This is a genomic window from Acidovorax sp. 106 (genome assembly GCF_003663825.1).
Lineage (GTDB): Bacteria > Pseudomonadota > Gammaproteobacteria > Burkholderiales > Burkholderiaceae_C > Acidovorax.
This window is the reverse complement of sequence record NZ_RCCC01000001.1, coordinates 1918084-1934045: the sequence shown is the minus strand read 5'-3', so window position 1 is coordinate 1934045 and position 15962 is coordinate 1918084. Positions and strand designations below refer to the sequence as shown.

16 protein-coding genes are annotated in these 15962 nt (G+C 64.9%); 4 read left to right on the top strand and 12 right to left on the bottom strand.

Features of this window, described 5'->3' with window-relative positions; all coding sequences use genetic code 11:
* The first annotated feature begins 229 nt into the window (after positions 1 to 229).
* Positions 230 to 1537, top strand: coding sequence for a Glu/Leu/Phe/Val dehydrogenase (locus C8C98_RS08585; protein ID WP_121453922.1), 1308 nt, complete (start codon positions 230 to 232; stop codon positions 1535 to 1537).
* A gap of 141 nt (positions 1538 to 1678) precedes the next feature.
* Here the strand turns inward: C8C98_RS08585 and C8C98_RS08580 are convergent, their stop codons facing one another.
* Complete coding sequence (locus tag C8C98_RS08580) at positions 1679 to 2779, bottom strand: hypothetical protein (RefSeq protein WP_121453921.1); 1101 nt, start codon at positions 2777 to 2779, stop codon at positions 1679 to 1681.
* A gap of 204 nt (positions 2780 to 2983) precedes the next feature.
* Here C8C98_RS08580 and C8C98_RS08575 point away from each other — a divergent pair, with 204 nt between their 5' ends.
* The 3 genes from C8C98_RS08575 (at position 2984) to C8C98_RS08565 (ending at position 4982) form a co-directional block, all read left to right on the top strand.
* A complete protein-coding gene (locus tag C8C98_RS08575) occupies positions 2984 to 3628 on the top strand; it encodes a hypothetical protein (RefSeq protein WP_121453920.1) in 645 nt (214 codons plus the stop codon).
* A gap of 51 nt (positions 3629 to 3679) precedes the next feature.
* Complete coding sequence (locus C8C98_RS08570) at positions 3680 to 4336, top strand: FG-GAP repeat protein (RefSeq protein ID WP_121453919.1); 657 nt, start codon at positions 3680 to 3682, stop codon at positions 4334 to 4336.
* 217 nt (positions 4337 to 4553) lie between these two features.
* On the top strand, positions 4554 to 4982 hold the full coding sequence (locus C8C98_RS08565; protein WP_158600153.1) for a DUF2262 domain-containing protein: 429 nt from the start codon (positions 4554 to 4556) through the stop codon (positions 4980 to 4982).
* A gap of 123 nt (positions 4983 to 5105) precedes the next feature.
* Here the strand turns inward: C8C98_RS08565 and C8C98_RS08560 are convergent, their stop codons facing one another.
* The 11 genes from C8C98_RS08560 to C8C98_RS08510 all read right to left on the bottom strand — a co-directional run bounded on the left by C8C98_RS08560 (position 5106) and on the right by C8C98_RS08510 (position 15950).
* Positions 5106 to 6491, bottom strand: coding sequence for an SH3 domain-containing protein (locus C8C98_RS08560; RefSeq protein ID WP_233574494.1), 1386 nt, complete (start codon positions 6489 to 6491; stop codon positions 5106 to 5108).
* A 28-nt stretch (positions 6492 to 6519) separates the two neighbouring features.
* Entirely contained in the window at positions 6520 to 7968 is a 1449-nt protein-coding gene (gene yegQ, locus C8C98_RS08555; RefSeq protein ID WP_121453916.1) for a tRNA 5-hydroxyuridine modification protein YegQ, read from the bottom strand.
* A 35-nt stretch (positions 7969 to 8003) separates the two neighbouring features.
* The gene (gene ttcA / locus C8C98_RS08550; RefSeq protein ID WP_121453915.1) at positions 8004 to 8969 is read right to left on the bottom strand and encodes a tRNA 2-thiocytidine(32) synthetase TtcA; all 966 of its coding nucleotides are present in this window, start codon (positions 8967 to 8969) and stop codon (positions 8004 to 8006) included.
* Positions 8970 to 9297: 328 nt separating this feature from the next.
* A complete protein-coding gene (locus C8C98_RS08545) occupies positions 9298 to 10362 on the bottom strand; it encodes a homocysteine S-methyltransferase family protein (protein WP_121453914.1) in 1065 nt (354 codons plus the stop codon).
* 174 nt (positions 10363 to 10536) lie between these two features.
* A complete protein-coding gene (locus C8C98_RS08540; protein ID WP_121453913.1) occupies positions 10537 to 10929 on the bottom strand; it encodes a RidA family protein in 393 nt (130 codons plus the stop codon).
* An 8-nt stretch (positions 10930 to 10937) separates the two neighbouring features.
* Positions 10938 to 11342 carry a thioesterase family protein gene (locus C8C98_RS08535; RefSeq protein WP_121456148.1) on the bottom strand — a complete coding sequence of 135 codons (405 nt, stop codon included), beginning with the start codon at positions 11340 to 11342 and terminating at the stop codon, positions 10938 to 10940.
* A gap of 13 nt (positions 11343 to 11355) precedes the next feature.
* Complete coding sequence (locus C8C98_RS08530; RefSeq protein ID WP_121453912.1) at positions 11356 to 12066, bottom strand: ABC transporter ATP-binding protein; 711 nt, start codon at positions 12064 to 12066, stop codon at positions 11356 to 11358.
* Positions 12063 to 12821, bottom strand: a complete 759-nt coding sequence (locus tag C8C98_RS08525; RefSeq protein ID WP_121453911.1) for an ABC transporter ATP-binding protein — start codon at positions 12819 to 12821, stop codon at positions 12063 to 12065. Before C8C98_RS08525 ends, C8C98_RS08530 begins: the two co-directional genes overlap by 4 nt.
* Positions 12818 to 13795, bottom strand: a complete 978-nt coding sequence (locus C8C98_RS08520; protein ID WP_121453910.1) for a branched-chain amino acid ABC transporter permease — start codon at positions 13793 to 13795, stop codon at positions 12818 to 12820. Before C8C98_RS08520 ends, C8C98_RS08525 begins: the two co-directional genes overlap by 4 nt.
* Positions 13788 to 14708: a branched-chain amino acid ABC transporter permease gene (locus tag C8C98_RS08515; protein WP_121453909.1), complete on the bottom strand. Its 921-nt coding sequence runs from the start codon at positions 14706 to 14708 to the stop codon at positions 13788 to 13790. The genes C8C98_RS08520 and C8C98_RS08515 overlap by 8 nt, the downstream gene beginning before the upstream one ends.
* A gap of 69 nt (positions 14709 to 14777) precedes the next feature.
* Positions 14778 to 15950, bottom strand: a complete 1173-nt coding sequence (locus tag C8C98_RS08510; RefSeq protein WP_121453908.1) for an ABC transporter substrate-binding protein — start codon at positions 15948 to 15950, stop codon at positions 14778 to 14780.
* Between the last annotated feature and the right edge of the window lie 12 nt (positions 15951 to 15962).

Below are 15962 nucleotides of genomic sequence, written 5' to 3'. Positions count from 1 at the left end.
ATCGGCCAAATGTTAATCACCGGTAACAAGCGCAAGCCACGCGCCTTGCAACGCGCGCAGGGCACAAAAATTGCACACAAATCGGGGTTTCGTGCGCTGCCCAGGCCGCTCTTTTTGACCTTTGTCACTTTATGCATCAAACGCATAACCCGCAAACAGACTGGCCTTGGACACCGCCACACCGCAGGCATAAGCTTCGCGCCGTGAACTGATCCCAAAAGGAAACACCATGTCAAACCCCTCTGGCGCACCCACCGCACCCGCACACCCCCTGCCCTCTTACCTGCAAGCCGACCACCTCGGCCCCTGGGGCAACTACCTGCAGCAGGTCGACCGCGTCACCCCCTACCTGGGCAACCTGGCGCGCTGGGTGGAAACACTCAAGCGCCCCAAGCGCATCCTGATCGTGGACGTGCCGATCGAGCTGGACAACGGCACCATCGCCCACTACGAGGGCTACCGCGTGCAGCACAACCTGAGCCGCGGCCCTGGCAAGGGTGGCGTGCGGTTCCACCAGGATGTAACGCTGTCGGAAGTTATGGCCTTGTCGGCCTGGATGTCAGTCAAGAACGCAGCGGTGAACGTGCCCTACGGCGGAGCCAAGGGCGGCATTCGCGTGGACCCCAAGAAGCTGTCGCTGGGTGAGCTGGAGCGCCTGACGCGCCGCTACACCAGCGAGATCGGCCTGCTGATCGGCCCCTCCAAGGACATCCCCGCACCCGACGTGAACACCAACGGCCAGATCATGGCCTGGATGATGGACACGTATTCGATGAACACCGGCGCCACCGCAACCGGCGTGGTCACCGGCAAGCCCGTGGACCTGGGCGGCTCGCTGGGCCGTGTCGAGGCCACCGGCCGTGGCGTGTACACCGTGGGCGTGGAAGCCGCCAAGCTGACCGGCCTGGCGCTGGACGGCGCCCGCGTGGCGGTGCAGGGCTTTGGCAACGTGGGCGGTATTGCGGCCAAGCTGTTTGCTGAAGCAGGCGCCAAGGTGGTGGCCGTGCAAGACCACACCGGCACCATCTTCAACAGCAACGGCGTGGATGTGCCCGCCCTGCTGACGCACGTGAAGACCCGTGGCGGCGTGGGCGGCTTTGCCGGTGCCGATGTGATGAAGGCTGAGGAGTTCTGGGGCGTGGATTGCGAGATCCTGATCCCTGCCGCGCTGGAAGGCCAGATCACCAAAGACAACGCAGGCCAGATCAAGGCCAAGCTCGTGATCGAAGGCGCCAACGGCCCCACGACCACCGAGGCCGACGACATCCTGCACGACAAGGGTGTGCTGGTGCTGCCCGACGTGATCGCCAACGCCGGCGGCGTGACGGTGAGCTACTTTGAATGGGTGCAGGACTTCTCCAGCTTCTTCTGGAGCGAGGACGAGATCAACGCCCGCCTGGTGCGCATCATGCAAGAGGCCTTTGCGGGCATCTGGCAAGTGGCGCAAGAGCACAAGGTGAGCCTGCGCACCGCCACCTTCATCGTGGCCTGCCAGCGCATCCTGCACGCCCGCGAAATGCGCGGCCTGTATCCATGATGCCTGCCGTGGTCTGAATTTTTTCGCAGCGCTGGCCCACCGCCAGCGCCCCGAATCCAGGTGTGCCACAAGCGCCCGGCAAAGCCGCCCTCACCACAGGGCGGCTTTTTTTATGCCCGCCGTGCCGCAGGCCTTCGACCATCAGGCCGGCGCTATCGGCGGCACCGCAGGCACCGCCTCCACCCGCAACGCATGGCAAAACGGCTGCTCGCAGGGCGCGCGGCCTGCGTAGGGGCAGCCGGGGGTATCGCAATGGCCGCGCTGGCGGCGGCGCTGCTCGGCCTCTTCCTCATCGCGCCCGTAGCCGCTGGCCTGCAGCGCCAGCATCAGCAGCCACGGGTCGTTGCGCGAGTGCAGCGGGTCGCGTCCATACACCAGGCTGGCCGATGCGCCCGCCCAGGGCGCCAACTCCAGCGCCAGCAAGGCACTGGTGTGCCCGCCGCCAGGCGCTTCAGCCTGCAACATTCCCGGTAACGTGCCCGGCTGCAACACCAGGGCAAACAACCCACCCACCAGCGCCTGGGGCCGCCCGGCAAAGGCCGCCTGCAGCGCGCTGGCCGTGCCCTGTGGTGTGGCAGTGGGCGCTGTGGGCAACGCCTGCAGCCAGGCCGCAGGCACCCGCAGGGTGGCCGTGAAGGCACGCGCGCCCTGCTCGGTGTGCACGCTGCCCTGCCCCACCAGCCAGGTTTGCAGCGGCGGCAAATCTGCCTCAGCGGGCAACCCGGCACCTGCCGTGGCAGGCCCCCAGGGCTGCACCGCCACCACGCGCTGCGGTGCCGCCGGGGTGAGCTGCTGCACCAGCGCATCCAGCAAGCCCCGCAGGGCGGGCGATACCCCACTGGTGGGCCACGCCGTGACCCCGCCTGCGCCCGCAGCTGCCAACGTAGCCAAGGCAGGCGCTGCCGCCGGGGGCACCGTCACAGCCCGGGGCTGCGTCGGTGTGGTGGATGGCGGCGCTACCCCTCCCTGGCCCTGCGACTGCAGCGCCTGGCTGGCGCGGGGCGACAAGCTCACCCGGTCGGCCTGCACCGGGTCACTGGCCCCCTCGGGCAAGGGTGGCGGCGCCAAAGGAGTGGCCGGAATGGGCGCGGGGGATGGCGGAACACCGGGGGTGGGCGCCACCGCACCGGTGCCGCCCTTATCAGCGCCCAGCAGCATGTTTTGCCGCTGCAAAGCGGCTTCGGCCAACACCTGGGCCACGGCGGGCACAGGGCTGCGAAGGGGATCCATTGGGATGGACATGGCGGCAAGGCGGGGTGGCTGAACGGTGGGGTGCAAGGCCAAGCCTGGCCCAGTGCAGCGGAGATGCCAGATTCTGTTCCCATTCAGCCCGCATGAAAAGCCGCTGCCCAATCACTATCAAAACAATAGCTGCCAGCGCTTTCATATCAAGCGCTAGAGGCACTTTTCAATCACACCCTTGTGGGTTTGGCAGACAATCGGCCCATGTCCCAAGCCACGCCGCACACGCCCCTGCCCGGCCATCCTCCCGCCCCCCACCGTGGCGTGGCCCCCGCGCTGCTCGCCACCGTGCTGGGCTACCTGCTGCTCAGCGCCTGGGTCTACGCCCCCGCGTGGGAGCGCGCATTTCGCTCGGACGCCTCGCCCGTGGCCTGGCTGTCGAGCGCGCTGCTGCTCACGCTCAGCATCACCGCCCTGCGGCTGGTGGGCGACCGCGCCCTGCCCCGCCTGCTGGGCGCGTGGCTGGCGGTGGCGTTTGGGGTGCTGGCGCTGGACGAGCAGTTCATGCTGCACGAGCTGTGGAAGTTTCGCTGCCACGAATGGACCGCCGCCTGCCAGTACAGCGCCGTGCGCGAGGCCCCCATGCTGGCCGTGGCCGCCATCGGCCTGCTCACGCTGGCCTGGCTGCACCGCGCGCTGCTGCACCCCGGCACGCGCGCCCTGCTGTGGGCGGGCTTGGCCATGGGCTGGCTGGCCATTGGCGTGGACCAGTGGCCTGAAGTACAAGCGCACTGGCCCTGGCTGCCCGAGCTGCCACCCCTGCTGGCCACGCTGGAAGAAGGGCTGGAGGTGCTGGCCGAGGCGTTGGTGTTGGGGGCGCTGTTGCGGCAGCCTGGCCGCCGAGATTGACGGTTTCACGCCACGGCACCACCCCAGTTATGCACAGGCACGAGGTATCCCATGCAACGCCTTCCCCACCTTTCACGCACCCTGACCTTCATCGCCTGCTTGGCCACTGCGGCGACCACGGCATACGCGCAGCCCCCGACATATGCCCGCACCGAGGCAGCCGTTGCCGCACTGTTCCCGCAACGGACCTTTGTGGAGTGGACCTCTGCCACCGGCGACTGGAACGGCGACGGCGTGCCAGACCTCGCACTGATCCTCAACGAAGTCAACGGCCCTACAGACCGGCCCATGGAGATCCGCCTCGTGGTTCTGGCGGGTGCGCCGGGCGGCCCTGACGGGCACTACGCGCCCCTGTCTGCCTCTGCCAGCTATTGCAGGGCACAGAAGTTCTTCAACCTGGAGGCCAAAGGCACATCGCTGTTTGTCACAGCGGTGGACAAGGCGGAAGACCAGAACTCGGGCAACACCACCCTGCAATTCCGCTTTAACCCTCGGCTCGGCGACTTTGAGCTGATCGGCAAGGAGACAGTCTGGACCTCAGGCAAGGAAGGCGGCCGCAGCAGCGTCAACTACCTGACCGGCAAGTTCATCACCTCTGAACGGGTCAAGGGGCGCCTCAAGGTCAGCAAAGAAAAGCACTTTGCAGTGCCTTCTTTGGCGGTGCTGAAGGGGTTTGACTGTGATGTCTACGATGACGGGACGCCTTGAGGGAGAAGGCTTCGCGGATTGAGCGGGCAGGCATTCCGCAGCGATGCGGCATTTTGGAGACGGCTTTGGGCCCAAAGCCGCTTGTGGACCAAATTACTTCAAAGCTGCCGTTGAATCACTAGCCGCAGGCCTGCAGTACAAACCGTGCTGTCTTAGTGCCCAGTGCCTGCTCGCTGGCAAGGCCGAAATTACATTGGGCTTTCAAGGATTACCTCAAATGATCGTTGCATCTGACACCGTACTGGGTGACGTAGAGCGAGACGAAAACGGACTTCACTCTGTAAAGGTGAGGTGGGGAAACAAAGATATATCCACCCATCTGATGGTGGAAAGACACGGGGACCCGTCTACCTGTATCTCCGTAGCGCGGGAGCTTGTTCAACACCTTGATCTACACGTTCCTTCGGCGCGATCCGTTGCCGCGCACGATCTCGTCGAGTTGGCGAATGACTGGCGCGAAAGCGACGATTCTCCAGAGTTGGACGCCTCTGATTTGCATGAGCTCTTTGAGTTTGATGCCCTGCTAGTTTTTGAAGATGGAACGATTGAATTTTGCTTCACTGATGGCGATGTGTTTGCTGGCCATGCAGTCATCGTTGATCGCGCACCTGATGGAACGTTTAGCAATGCTCGTTTCGAGGGCTGAGCCTAGCAGTTCGTGAACTTGGACCTCGAGGGTTCCAAACGGTACGACCACTCCAACGTTAAACGTCCGCTTCCATTTGCAGTGAACGGCCGCTCCTGGCCGAAAGCCGCCCCACCCACGCACTCACGTGCACTCCTGATCCACCCAATACCCCGCCCGAAACCACTGCCCGTTGATATTCACGTACCAGCGCCAGTCAAAAATCGGCTCAAAGCTCATGCCCCCAGGCGCGGGGGTGTCGATGCGCAGGATGTCGGCCACGCCATCGCGGTCCACATCAATTTCGTGCACCAGCACGGCAGAGGCCTTGCGCTGAGGCTTGATACGGATGGGGGGATCGGCAGGCTGCAGCCAGCTGGTGGCGTAACGCTGGGTTTTGACCTTGACGGCGTCGGGCGGCAGCTTGCCGGGTACCACCAGGCGCACCAGCACTTCGGCGGTATCTGGCAGTTTGGCGTAGCCGCGCACGGGCTGGGCCTCTTCGCCAGGGTCGTTGAACCCACGGTCTGGGTAGTGGCCGCCGCAGTAGTGGGCTTCGTTGCTGATGTCCCAATACCGTTGGCGCATGGCGCGTGCGCCCACCAGGCCCTGGTGGGTGATGGCATAGACGGTCAGCGCGGGGGCAAAGGCCTGGTCGGCAGTGCCTACGTCCCAGAAGCCGGTGATGTAGTCGATCTCTGGGCCTTGGTGGCGGGTGAACCGGCCCACGGGTGCCCCCGTGGGGATGACGCTGATGCGGGTGCCCGCCACGGCGGCCAAGCCGTCGGCGTCGGTCTCGTGCAGCAGGGCCACGCCGGCGTGGCTGCGAAAGTACGACGGCGCAATCGCAGGCAAGGTGGGCTTGGCGGCCAAAGGGGCCACGGCGGGAATGTTGTCGTACTCGGGGCGGGTGGCCAGCTTCAGGTCGTCCAGCGGGTTGATGGGGCGACCTCGGTCGATTTCTTGTTCAGGCCGCAGTGGCACGCCAGCGCGCAGCAGCTTTTTGGCAGCTTCAAACTCAGGGCGCGTGGGGTACTGCACTGGCATTTCATGCGCGTGGCTTTTGGCCAGCGCGGGCCACTGCAGCGCGGGCGGGCGATGCAGGGCATTGCCGTAGGCGCGCAGGCGGTTGGGCGATGGGGCCACCCAGAAGGCGCGGGCAGCATCCTTGCCTGCCTGCGCCAGAGTGAGGGGCTGGTCGGCCAGCAGGTTGCAGGCGATGTGGGCTTGCAAGGGCTCTGGCAACGGCGGCCCCAGGCGCGCATCGCCCGCGTAGAGCACGGCACACCAGCCGTCACGCTCGGTGAGCTGTTGCAGCATGGTGTTGGCTGGCACCTGGGCGACGATGCGGGCTTGGGACTGGGCCGACTCGCGCAGGTTGACCCACGAGCCTTGCACGTAGCGCTGCTTAGCGGGGGCAACGGTGGGGGCGACGGTGGGGGCCTGGGCGCTGGCACCGCCAGAGAAAGCCACACCGAGCACAGCAGCCGCAAACAACCAGCGGGGGCTGCATTCAAAAAGAGTTGTCATGCGGGAGCCCCTGGGGTTTCTCAAAAAATCAGGCGACCAGTGCAGGCTCTGGCTGGGCTGCGGGCGGTTGCGCTTCCACCACGCGGGCCAGCAGGGCACCGGCGTACTTTGCAGGCAGCGGAATCCACACCCGCACCGGGTTGCCCTGGGCCACCTGCACGGGCTGGCCTTGCGCGTTGCGCATTTCTTGCAAGCGCACGGTGATGTTGCCGCTGGGGTGCACCACCTCCAGCAGGTTGCCCACGGCAAAGTGGTTTTTGGTTTCTACCTGCACCCATTCTTGGTCCAGACCCTGCAGCCCGGCATCGGCCTGGCCTTCGGCGCCCAAAATCTCGCCCACGTACTGGCTGCGTTGGGTTTCAGAATGGCCGTTGATGTAGTTTTGGTAGTCGTTGCTGGGGCGGCGCTCCAGCAGGCCGCCGGTGTAGCCACGGTTGGACAATCCCTCCAACTCCAGCAGCAGCTCGGGGTTGAAGGGGCGGCCAGCCACGGCATCGTCGATGGCGCGGCGGTACACCTGGGCGGTGCGGGCCACGTAGTACAGGCTCTTGGTGCGGCCTTCGATCTTGAGCGAATCGACGCCGATCTGCGCCAGGCGGGCCACGTGCTCCACCGCGCGCAGGTCCTTGCTGTTCATGATGTAGGTGCCGTGCTCGTCTTCCATGATGGGCATCATCTGCCCGGGGCGGCCAGCCTCTTCGATCAGGTAGACCTTGTCGGCCTTCGGGTGGCGCTCGCCGTTGCCGGTGGTGGAGGCAAACGATTGTTCCGCCTTTTGCTGCGCGGCCTCGAAGTTGAAGTCGCCTTCCATCTTTTGCGCAATGGCTTCGCCCGTGGTGGGGTCGATGTCGGCGTCGTGCGTGGCGTAGTTCCAGCGGCAGGCGTTGGTGCAGGTGCCCTGGTTGGGGTCGCGGTGGTTGAAGTAGCCGCTGAGCAGGCAACGGCCCGAGTACGCAATGCACAGCGCGCCGTGCACGAACACTTCCAGCTCCATGTCGGGGCATTCCTGGCGGATTTTTTCGATCTCGTCCAGGCTGAGTTCACGCGAGAGGATGACGCGCTCCACGCCCATCTTTTGCCAGAACTTCACGGCCGCCCAGTTGGTGGTGTTGGCCTGCACCGACAGGTGCACCACCTGCTCGGGCCACTTCTCCTTGACCATCATGATCAGGCCTGCGTCGGCCATGATGAGGGCGTCTGGCTTGCAGTCGATCACGGGCTCGATGTCGCGCAGGTAGGTGCGGATCTTGTCGTTGTGCGCAATCAGGTTGCTGGTCACAAAAAACTTCTTGCCGCGTGCGTGCGCTTCCGTTATGCCTTGCTTGATCTGCTCTAGGCGGAACTCGTTGTTGCGCGCGCGCAGGCTGTAGCGCGGCTGCCCGGCGTACACCGCGTCGGCGCCAAAGTCGTAGGCGGCGCGCATCTTGTCGAGCGAGCCAGCGGGCAGGAGGAGTTCGGGGGCTTTGAGGATGGTCATGGGGTGGCCCAATCTAAAAATCGTCGGGGTCAGGTTCAGCGGGGTATCAGGGGCAGACCCCCCAGCATGCCCACGGCCTGCGCAGGAAACTCTTCGGCGTCAAACGCCTTGTCGCCATCGGCATCCGCCACGCCGTTGGGCACCATGCCCTTGAAGTCGAACTGGCGCGTGTCCATGAAGTGCGAAGGCACCAGGTTGCGCAGGGCCACGGCCATGTTCTCGATGCGGCCAGGGTAGAGCTGTTGCCAGTCGCGCAGCATCTGGCCGATCTGCTTGCGCTGCAGGTTCTCTTGGCTGCCGCACAGCGTGCAGGGGATGATGGGGAAGTTGCGGATCTCGGCCCAGCGGGTGAGGTCGCTCTCGGCCACATAGGCCAAGGGGCGGATGATGAGGTGGTCGCCCCGGTCGCTTTGCACCTTGGGCGGCATGCCCTTGAGCTTGCCGCCAAAGAACATGTTCAAGAAGAAGGTCTGCAACATGTCGTCGCGGTGGTGGCCGAGTGCAATTTTTGTGCAGCCCAGCTCGTCGGCCACGCGGTACAAAATGCCCCGGCGCAGGCGGCTGCACAGGCTGCACATGGTCTTGCCCTCGGGGATGTGCTCCTTGACGACGCTGTAGGTGTCCTGCGTTTCGATGTGAAAGGGCACGCCCACCTGCGTCAAATACTCGGGCAGCACGTGGGCGGGAAAGCCAGGCTGCTTCTGGTCGAGGTTGACCGCGATCAGCTCAAAGCGGTTGCCGTTGCGCTGCTGCAGCATGCGCAGCACGTCGAGCATGGCGTAGCTGTCTTTGCCGCCCGACACGCACACCATCACCTTGTCGCCGTCTTCGATGAGGCCAAAGTCACCAATGGCCTGGGCCACCTGGCGCACCAGGCGCTTTTCGAGCTTGATGGCTTCGCGCTCAGCCGCAGGGTCTGCCAAGGGCTCAGCAGCGGGCGAAGCATGGCTCGCATCGATGGGCAAAGCGGCGACAAAAGGGGTTTCAGCGGTGGAGAGCATGGATCAAGGCAGTGGGGACCCGCAGGGCGGTAGCAAGGCACAAGCAGGGCAAAAAAGCCGCCAACGCGGCACAGGGACCGCCGCCCCAACACCGCGCCTGTGGGCATCGCGCAATCAGGGTGGCAGCGGCAAGGCCCTTTGCCCGTGGGTTGTTAGCTATGTTTTTAATAGCTACCAGCGCTTACCAATCAAGCGCTGGAGCCGTATTTTCTTACAAACGCGGTTTTTCTCAAACATGGCGGGCGCAAAACCGGGTTGAGGCCAGTGGCTCACTCCACGGCAAGGCCAGCGTGGCATCTGAAGGGGAGCCCCAGTCCTGTCGGCCCTGTCAGGCCTCGGCAGGGTAGAACATCTTGCGCGCAGGCACCGTTTCCACCGCGCGGGCGATGGCGCCAATGTGGTCGGGCGTGGTGCCGCAGCAGCCGCCCACGATGTTGACCAGCCCTTCGGCGGCAAACTCATGCACCAAGCGGCTGGTCACCTCGGGCGTTTCGTCAAAGCCCGTGTCGCTCATGGGGTTGGGCAGGCCAGCGTTGGGGTAGCAGCTGATGAAGGTGTCCCCGGCCACGCGGTTGAGCTCTTGGATGTAGGGGCGCATCAGCGTGGCGCCCAGCGCGCAGTTCAGGCCAATGGCCAGCGGGCGGGCGTGGCGCACGCTGTGCCAGAAGGCCGTCACGGTCTGCCCGCTCAGGATGCGGCCCGACGCGTCAGTGACCGTGCCGCTGATGATGAGCGGCAGGCGCTCGCCGCTTTTTTCAAAGAATTCGTCAATGGCAAACAGCGCGGCTTTGGCGTTGAGTGTGTCGAAGATGGTTTCGACCAACAGCACATCCGAGCCGCCTTCCACCAAGGCCTCGGTCTGCTCGTAATACGCAGCGCGCAGCTGCTCGAAGTCCACATTGCGCGCGCCGGGGTCGTTCACGTCGGGGCTGATGCTGGCCGTCTTGGGCGTGGGGCCGAGGGCGCCCGCGACGAAGCGGGGCTTATCGGGCGTGCTGTACTTGTCGCAGGCAGCACGGGCCAATTGGGCGGACTTGAGGTTCATCTCGCGCGCCAAGTCGGCCATCTTGTAGTCCTCCTGCGCGATCGTGGTGGCGCCGAAGGTGTTGGTCTCGATCAGGTCAGCGCCTGCGGCCAGATAGGCTTCATGGATGTCGCGGATCACATCGGGCCGGGTGAGCGAAAGCAACTCGTTGTTGCCCTTTACATCGCGCGCAAAGTCCTTGAACCGGTCGCCTGCGCCATCCGGGCCACTGTAGCCCTCGCCCCGGTACTGGGCCTCACCCAGCTTGAAGCGCTGGATCATGGTGCCCATGGCACCGTCGAGGATGGCAATGCGTTGGGCAAGGATGCCGGGAAGCTGCTGGGCGCGGGTGTAGTGAAGGGCTTGCATAGAGGCCCTATTGTAGGAAGTGAGGTGCCTGCCTGGCCTGCAGGGGGCTTTGGCAACGCCCTTGCACAAGCTCTGCACCAGCTCTGCACCAGCTCTGCACGAGTTCTGCACGAGTTCTGAAGTCACGCCGGCTGCCCCGGGGGCCCTGGTCAGCCAGGCTTGGTCATGCCGCGCTCAGTCGGGAACGACCGCCGTGACTTCGATCTCGACCTTGGCGCGGTCTTCCACCAGCGCCTGCACTTGCACCGCCGTCATGGCTGCGTTGAAGCTGCCGATCAACTCGCGGAAGGCTTTGCCAATCTCGGGGTAGGCGGCCACGTATTCTTGCTTGTTGGTGACGTACCAGGTCATGCGCACGATGTGCTCTGGCAGCGCGCCGCCCTCACGCAGCACTTCGACGATGTTTTGCAGCGCCTGGCGCGCCTGGCCTGCCAGGTCGTCGGTGTGGAACTGGCCCTGCGCATCCCAGCCAATCATGCCTGCCACAAACACCATGCGCCCGCGCGCACTGACACCGTTGGCATACCCCTTGGGGCGGGGCCAACCGGGGGGAAGAAGGACTTGCATGGAATCTCCTAAGGGGCAATGGAAAGGGCTGCCCGCACATCGGCGGGCATGGAAATGGCTTGGTGGGTGTCAAGGCTGGTGAACACCAGCACCTGGCGCGAGGACACGCGCAGGGCGTCGCCGCTGTAAGCCTGCAGGGTCAAATCGAGCGACCGGCCGCCGACACGTTCGGCCCTCAGGCCAAAGCGGACGATGTCGCCCATGCGGCTGATGGCGCGAAAATCGCACTCCAGCCGAACGATGGGCAGGCCAATGCGGCGCGGGCCCAGCAGGTCAGCATACGAGATGCCCAGGCCGTCGGTGAACCAGTCCTCTACCAGCTGGTTGAACAGCACCAGATACTGCGGAAAAAAGACGATGCCCGCCGGGTCGCAGTGCGAAAAGCGAATGCGGTAGTCGCGTGTGAATTGCATATGGCCGTCCATGTCACACCCCGATGTAGCGGTGCCACAGGGATGGGTCTGCCGCCAGTGCGGGCGAGTCGCCCTGCCAGACCACCTTGCCGCGCTCGATGATAGTGTGGCGGTCCGCCAGCTGCAAAAGCCGCCGCACATATTTGTCGATGACCAGGATGGTTTGGCCCTGCGCCCGCAACTGGTCCAGGCAGCGCCAGATTTCTTCGCGAATCAGCGGCGCAAGCCCCTCGGTGGCTTCGTCCAGGATGAGCAGGTGCGGGTTGGTCATCAAGGCCCGGCCAATGGCCAGCATCTGCTGCTCGCCGCCCGAGAGCTGGTTGCCCATATTCGAAAAGCGCTCTTGCAAACGCGGAAACAGCGCCACCACGCGGTCCAGCGTCCAGGGGGTTTCGGTGGCATTGCGGCGCGCAGCAAAGGCCAGCAGGTTTTCCTTGACCGACAAGTTGGGAAAGATCTGCCGCCCCTCGGGCACCACCGCCAGGCCCATGCGCGCAATGCGATCGGGGGCCAGAGCGTCGATACGCTCGCCCCGGAAGCGGACGCTGCCCGCCCGCGCAGGCGTGAGGCCCAGCAGCGAGCGCACCGTGGTGGTCTTGCCCATGCCGTTGCGGCCCAGCAGCGTGGCCACTTCTCCTTGGTGGATGCTGAAGGCCACGCCAAACAGCACCTGGCTGGGGCCATAGGCGGTCTCCAGGGCTTGCACTTCCAGCAGCGCGCTCATGGCAGGGCCTCCAGTTCGTCGCCCAGGTAGGCTTTTTTCACCTCAGGGTGCTCGCGGATCTCCTGCGGAGAGCCGGTGGCAATGATGCGGCCAAAGACCAGCGTGGAAATGCGGTCGGCCAGGCGGAACACAGCGTCCATATCGTGCTCCACCAGCAGCATGGTGACCTGGCCACGCAGGCTGCTGAGCAGCTCGACCATGCGTTCGGATTCATCGGGCCCCATGCCTGCCATGGGCTCGTCCAGCAGCAGCAACTGGGGCTCCAGCGCCAGCGCCAGCCCGATCTCCAGTTGCCGCTGCTCGCCATGCGAAAGCATGCCCGCAACGCGGTGCAGCTGGCCCGCCAGCCCCACCCGTTCGGCCACGGCAGTGGCGGCTGCATAGCGCGCATGCTCGGCCCGCGCCGCGCGCCAGAACCGCAGGCTGCTGCCGGTGCGCGACTGCACTGCCAGCGCCAGGTTGTCCAGCACCGACAGGCGCTTGAACACGCTGGTGATCTGGTACGAGCGCACCAAGCCGCGATGCACCCGCTGGTGGATGGGCACATCCGTCACGGTCTGCCCCTGGAAAAACACCTGCCCGCTGGTGGGTGCCAGCGCACCCGAGAGCTGGTGGATGAGCGTGGTTTTGCCCGCCCCGTTGGGGCCGATCAACGCATGCAGCTCTCCGCGCTGCACCGACAGGTTGGCATGGTCTGTGGCCACCAGACCGCCAAAGCGCTTGACCAGTTGCTCAGTGCGCAGGATTTCGGTCATGCGGGCTTCCTCCTGAACTTGCCGAGCAGGCTGAGCAGCCCGTTGGGTGACAGCAAGACCACGGCCAGCAGCACCGCACCCAGGCCAAACTGCCAATGGATGGTGTAGGCCACCAGCACCTCTTCGATGAGCAAAAAGGCTGCGGCGCCCACCAGGCCGCCCCACAGGTAGCCCACGCCGCCCAGGATGACCATGATCATCAGCATGCCCGACTGGCTCCACTGCAGCAGCGCCGGGCTCACAAAGCTGGCCTGGTTGGCCAGCAATGCGCCGGCCAGGCCCGCGATGGCGCCCGCCAGGGTAAAGGCCACCAGCTTGGTGCGGTAGACCGCAAAGCCCAACGCAGCCATGCGCGTCTCGTTCTCGCGAATGCCTTGCAGCGCATGCCCAAACCGAGCGTTCAGCAGCTTGGCCACGCCAAAGAACAACACCGCCACCAGCGCCAGCACCACGTAGTAAAACTGTGCGTCGTCGGCCAGGTTCAGCCCCAGGCCCAGGTGCGAACGAGAGGCCAGGGACAGCCCGTCCTCCCCGCCGTAGGGCTTGAGCGACACCATCAGGTAAAACAGCATTTGCGCAAATGCCAGCGTGATCATGATGAAGTACACGCCCTGCGTGCGCAGGCTGATCAGCCCGATCAGCAAGGCAAACACCCCGCCCACCACAAAGGCGGCTGGCCACGACACCCAGGCCGAGACCACGCCCGACTGCATGAGGATGCCCACGGTGTAGGCCCCCATGCCCACAAAGGCCGCGTGCCCAAAACTGACCATGCCGCCAAAGCCCAGGATCAGGTTCAGGCTGGTAGCGGCCAGCGCAAAAATCAGGATGCGGCTGGCGACGCTGATGTAGAAGCCCTCGCCCGCCAGGTTGAACAGGGTGGGCACCAAGGCCAGCGCAAGCAGCAGGGGCAACGCGGTGCGTGCGCGCAGCGCATGGTCCAGGATGCTGGGGGGATGGGTGTTATCAGCCATGGGCAGGAAAAAGTCCACGCGGCTTCCAGAACAGGACGGCCGCCATCAGCACATAAATCAGGATCGAGGCCACCGCCGGGGCTGCGCTGGCCGCCGCAGCGGGCCCGAGCAGCTGGCCAAACAGCAAGGGCACCAGGGTGCGGCCCGCCGTATCAACCATGCCCACCAGCAGCGCCCCCAGCAACGCCCCCCGGATGGAGCCGATGCCCCCAATCACGATCACCACAAACGCCAGGATCAAAATGCTCTCGCCCATGCCTACCTGCACCGCCAGCAACGGCCCCAGCATGCCCCCGGCCACTGCGCACAGCGCAGCGCCCAGGGCAAACAGCGCAGTGAACAGCCAGCGCACGTTGGTGCCCATGGCCTGGGCCATTTCGCGGTTAGATGCGCCAGCGCGCACCTGCATGCCCACACGGGTGCGCGTGATCAACAGGTACAGCAGCAGCGCCACCACCAGCCCCACGCCGATGATGAAGAGCCGGTAAGCGGGGTAGCTGAAGCCAGGCAACAACTGCACCGGGCCCGATAGCGAAGCAGGCGTGGCCATGGGCATGGGCTGCGAGCCCCAGATCATGCGCACGCCTTCGTTGGCCATCAGCAAGATGGCGAAGGTGCCCAGCACCTGCGACAGATGGTCGCGCTGGTACAGGCGGCGCAGCACCGCAAGCTCCAGCAGCACGCCCACAGCGGCCGTCGCCAGCACCCCGCCCACCAGCCCCAGCCAGAACGAGCCCGATGCGCCCGCAATGCTGGCGATCAGGTAGGCGCCCACCATGTAGAGCGAGCCATGGGCCAGGTTGATCATGTCCATGATGCCGAAGACCAGCGTGAGGCCGGCGGCCAGCAAGAACAGCATCAGGCCGAACTGCAGCCCATTGAGCAATTGCTCCAGAACCAAGATGGCGTTCACGTCATGGCCTCCGGGCCGCTGGTGGGCACATGCATTGGCAGCGCGGCAAGCACAGAGCCTTCACGCGCATCACATCTTGCATTCGCTGGCATACGCATCCGCATGGGCGTCAAAGACCTTGCCTACGGTCTTGTTGGTGATGCGGCCCTGCGCATCCTTGACCACTTCGCGCAGGTAGTAGCTCTGCACGGGGTACTGGTTGGTGTTGAACTTGAAAGCGCCACGCACCGACTCAAAACGGGCCGCCTGCAGTGCCTTGCGCACGGCATCCTTGTCCTCGGTCTTGCCCTGCACGTCGCGCACTGCGGCATCGATCAGGCGTGCAGTGTCGTAGCCCTGGGCTGCATACAGTGTGGGCAAGCGACCATATTCCTTCTGAAAATCGGCCACAAACCTCTTGTTGGCAGCGTTGTCGAGGTCGTGCGCCCACTGCGAACTGTTCAACACTCCCAGCATGGGCTCGCCGACCGCACGAATCACGTCCTCATCGGCAGAAAAGCCTGGGGCGAAGAGCTTCATCTCCTTGTTCAACCCCGCACCGGTGAACTGCTTGACGAAGTTCACCCCCAGCCCGCCGGGCAGGAAGATGTAGACCGCGTCGGCCCCCGATGCGCGCAGCTGCGACAGCTCTGCGCCATAGTCCAACTGGTTCAGCGGGGTGTAGGTCTCCAGCGCAATCGCGCCTTTGTAAAAACGCTTGAAGCCTGCCAGTGCATCTTTGCCTGCGGGGTAGTTGGGCGCCAGCAGCGCAACCTTCTTGATGCCACGGTCCTGCACCGTCTTGCCCACGGCCTCGTGCAGGTTGTCATTCTGGTACGAGGCGCTGAAGAAGTACGGATTGCACTGCGCGCCTGCGTACTGCGACGGGCCCGCGTTGGCGCTGATGTAGAAGGTCTTGTTCTGGAACACCGGCTGCCCTACGGCCAGCATGATGTTGGAGAACACGATGCCGGTCATGAAGTCGACCCGCTCGCGCTTGAGCAGGCGGTCGGCGGTCTGCTTGGCGGCGTCGGGGCTTTGCTGGTCATCGGCCACGATGACCTCGGCAGGCAGTCCGCCCAGCTTGCCCCCAGACTGCTTGATGGCCAGCTGAAAGCCGTCGCGGATATCGACCCCCAGCGCCGAACCAGGGCCCGACAGGGTGCTGAGAAAACCCACCTTGACTTTGTCAGCGGCCACGGCGGGCAGTGCCAGCAGGGTGGCGGCAGCCAGGGTACTCAGGCGAAGGGTGAACGGGCTCATCGGTAGGCCTCC

What these genes read in the sequence shown, in the direction of transcription:
- C8C98_RS08585 (WP_121453922.1), top strand. Translation starts at nt 230, where the DNA reads ATGTCAAACCCCTCTGGCGCACCCACCGCACCCGCACACCCCCTGCCC.
- C8C98_RS08580 (WP_121453921.1), bottom strand. Translation starts at nt 2,779, where the DNA reads ATGTCCATCCCAATGGATCCCCTTCGCAGCCCTGTGCCCGCCGTGGCC.
- C8C98_RS08575 (WP_121453920.1), top strand. Translation starts at nt 2,984, where the DNA reads ATGTCCCAAGCCACGCCGCACACGCCCCTGCCCGGCCATCCTCCCGCC.
- C8C98_RS08570 (WP_121453919.1), top strand. Translation starts at nt 3,680, where the DNA reads ATGCAACGCCTTCCCCACCTTTCACGCACCCTGACCTTCATCGCCTGC.
- C8C98_RS08565 (WP_158600153.1), top strand. Translation starts at nt 4,554, where the DNA reads ATGATCGTTGCATCTGACACCGTACTGGGTGACGTAGAGCGAGACGAA.
- C8C98_RS08560 (WP_233574494.1), bottom strand. Translation starts at nt 6,491, where the DNA reads ATGACAACTCTTTTTGAATGCAGCCCCCGCTGGTTGTTTGCGGCTGCT.
- yegQ (WP_121453916.1), bottom strand. Translation starts at nt 7,968, where the DNA reads ATGACCATCCTCAAAGCCCCCGAACTCCTCCTGCCCGCTGGCTCGCTC.
- ttcA (WP_121453915.1), bottom strand. Translation starts at nt 8,969, where the DNA reads ATGCTCTCCACCGCTGAAACCCCTTTTGTCGCCGCTTTGCCCATCGAT.
- C8C98_RS08545 (WP_121453914.1), bottom strand. Translation starts at nt 10,362, where the DNA reads ATGCAAGCCCTTCACTACACCCGCGCCCAGCAGCTTCCCGGCATCCTT.
- C8C98_RS08540 (WP_121453913.1), bottom strand. Translation starts at nt 10,929, where the DNA reads ATGCAAGTCCTTCTTCCCCCCGGTTGGCCCCGCCCCAAGGGGTATGCC.
- C8C98_RS08535 (WP_121456148.1), bottom strand. Translation starts at nt 11,342, where the DNA reads ATGCAATTCACACGCGACTACCGCATTCGCTTTTCGCACTGCGACCCG.
- C8C98_RS08530 (WP_121453912.1), bottom strand. Translation starts at nt 12,066, where the DNA reads ATGAGCGCGCTGCTGGAAGTGCAAGCCCTGGAGACCGCCTATGGCCCC.
- C8C98_RS08525 (WP_121453911.1), bottom strand. Translation starts at nt 12,821, where the DNA reads ATGACCGAAATCCTGCGCACTGAGCAACTGGTCAAGCGCTTTGGCGGT.
- C8C98_RS08520 (WP_121453910.1), bottom strand. Translation starts at nt 13,795, where the DNA reads ATGGCTGATAACACCCATCCCCCCAGCATCCTGGACCATGCGCTGCGC.
- C8C98_RS08510 (WP_121453908.1), bottom strand. Translation starts at nt 15,950, where the DNA reads ATGAGCCCGTTCACCCTTCGCCTGAGTACCCTGGCTGCCGCCACCCTG.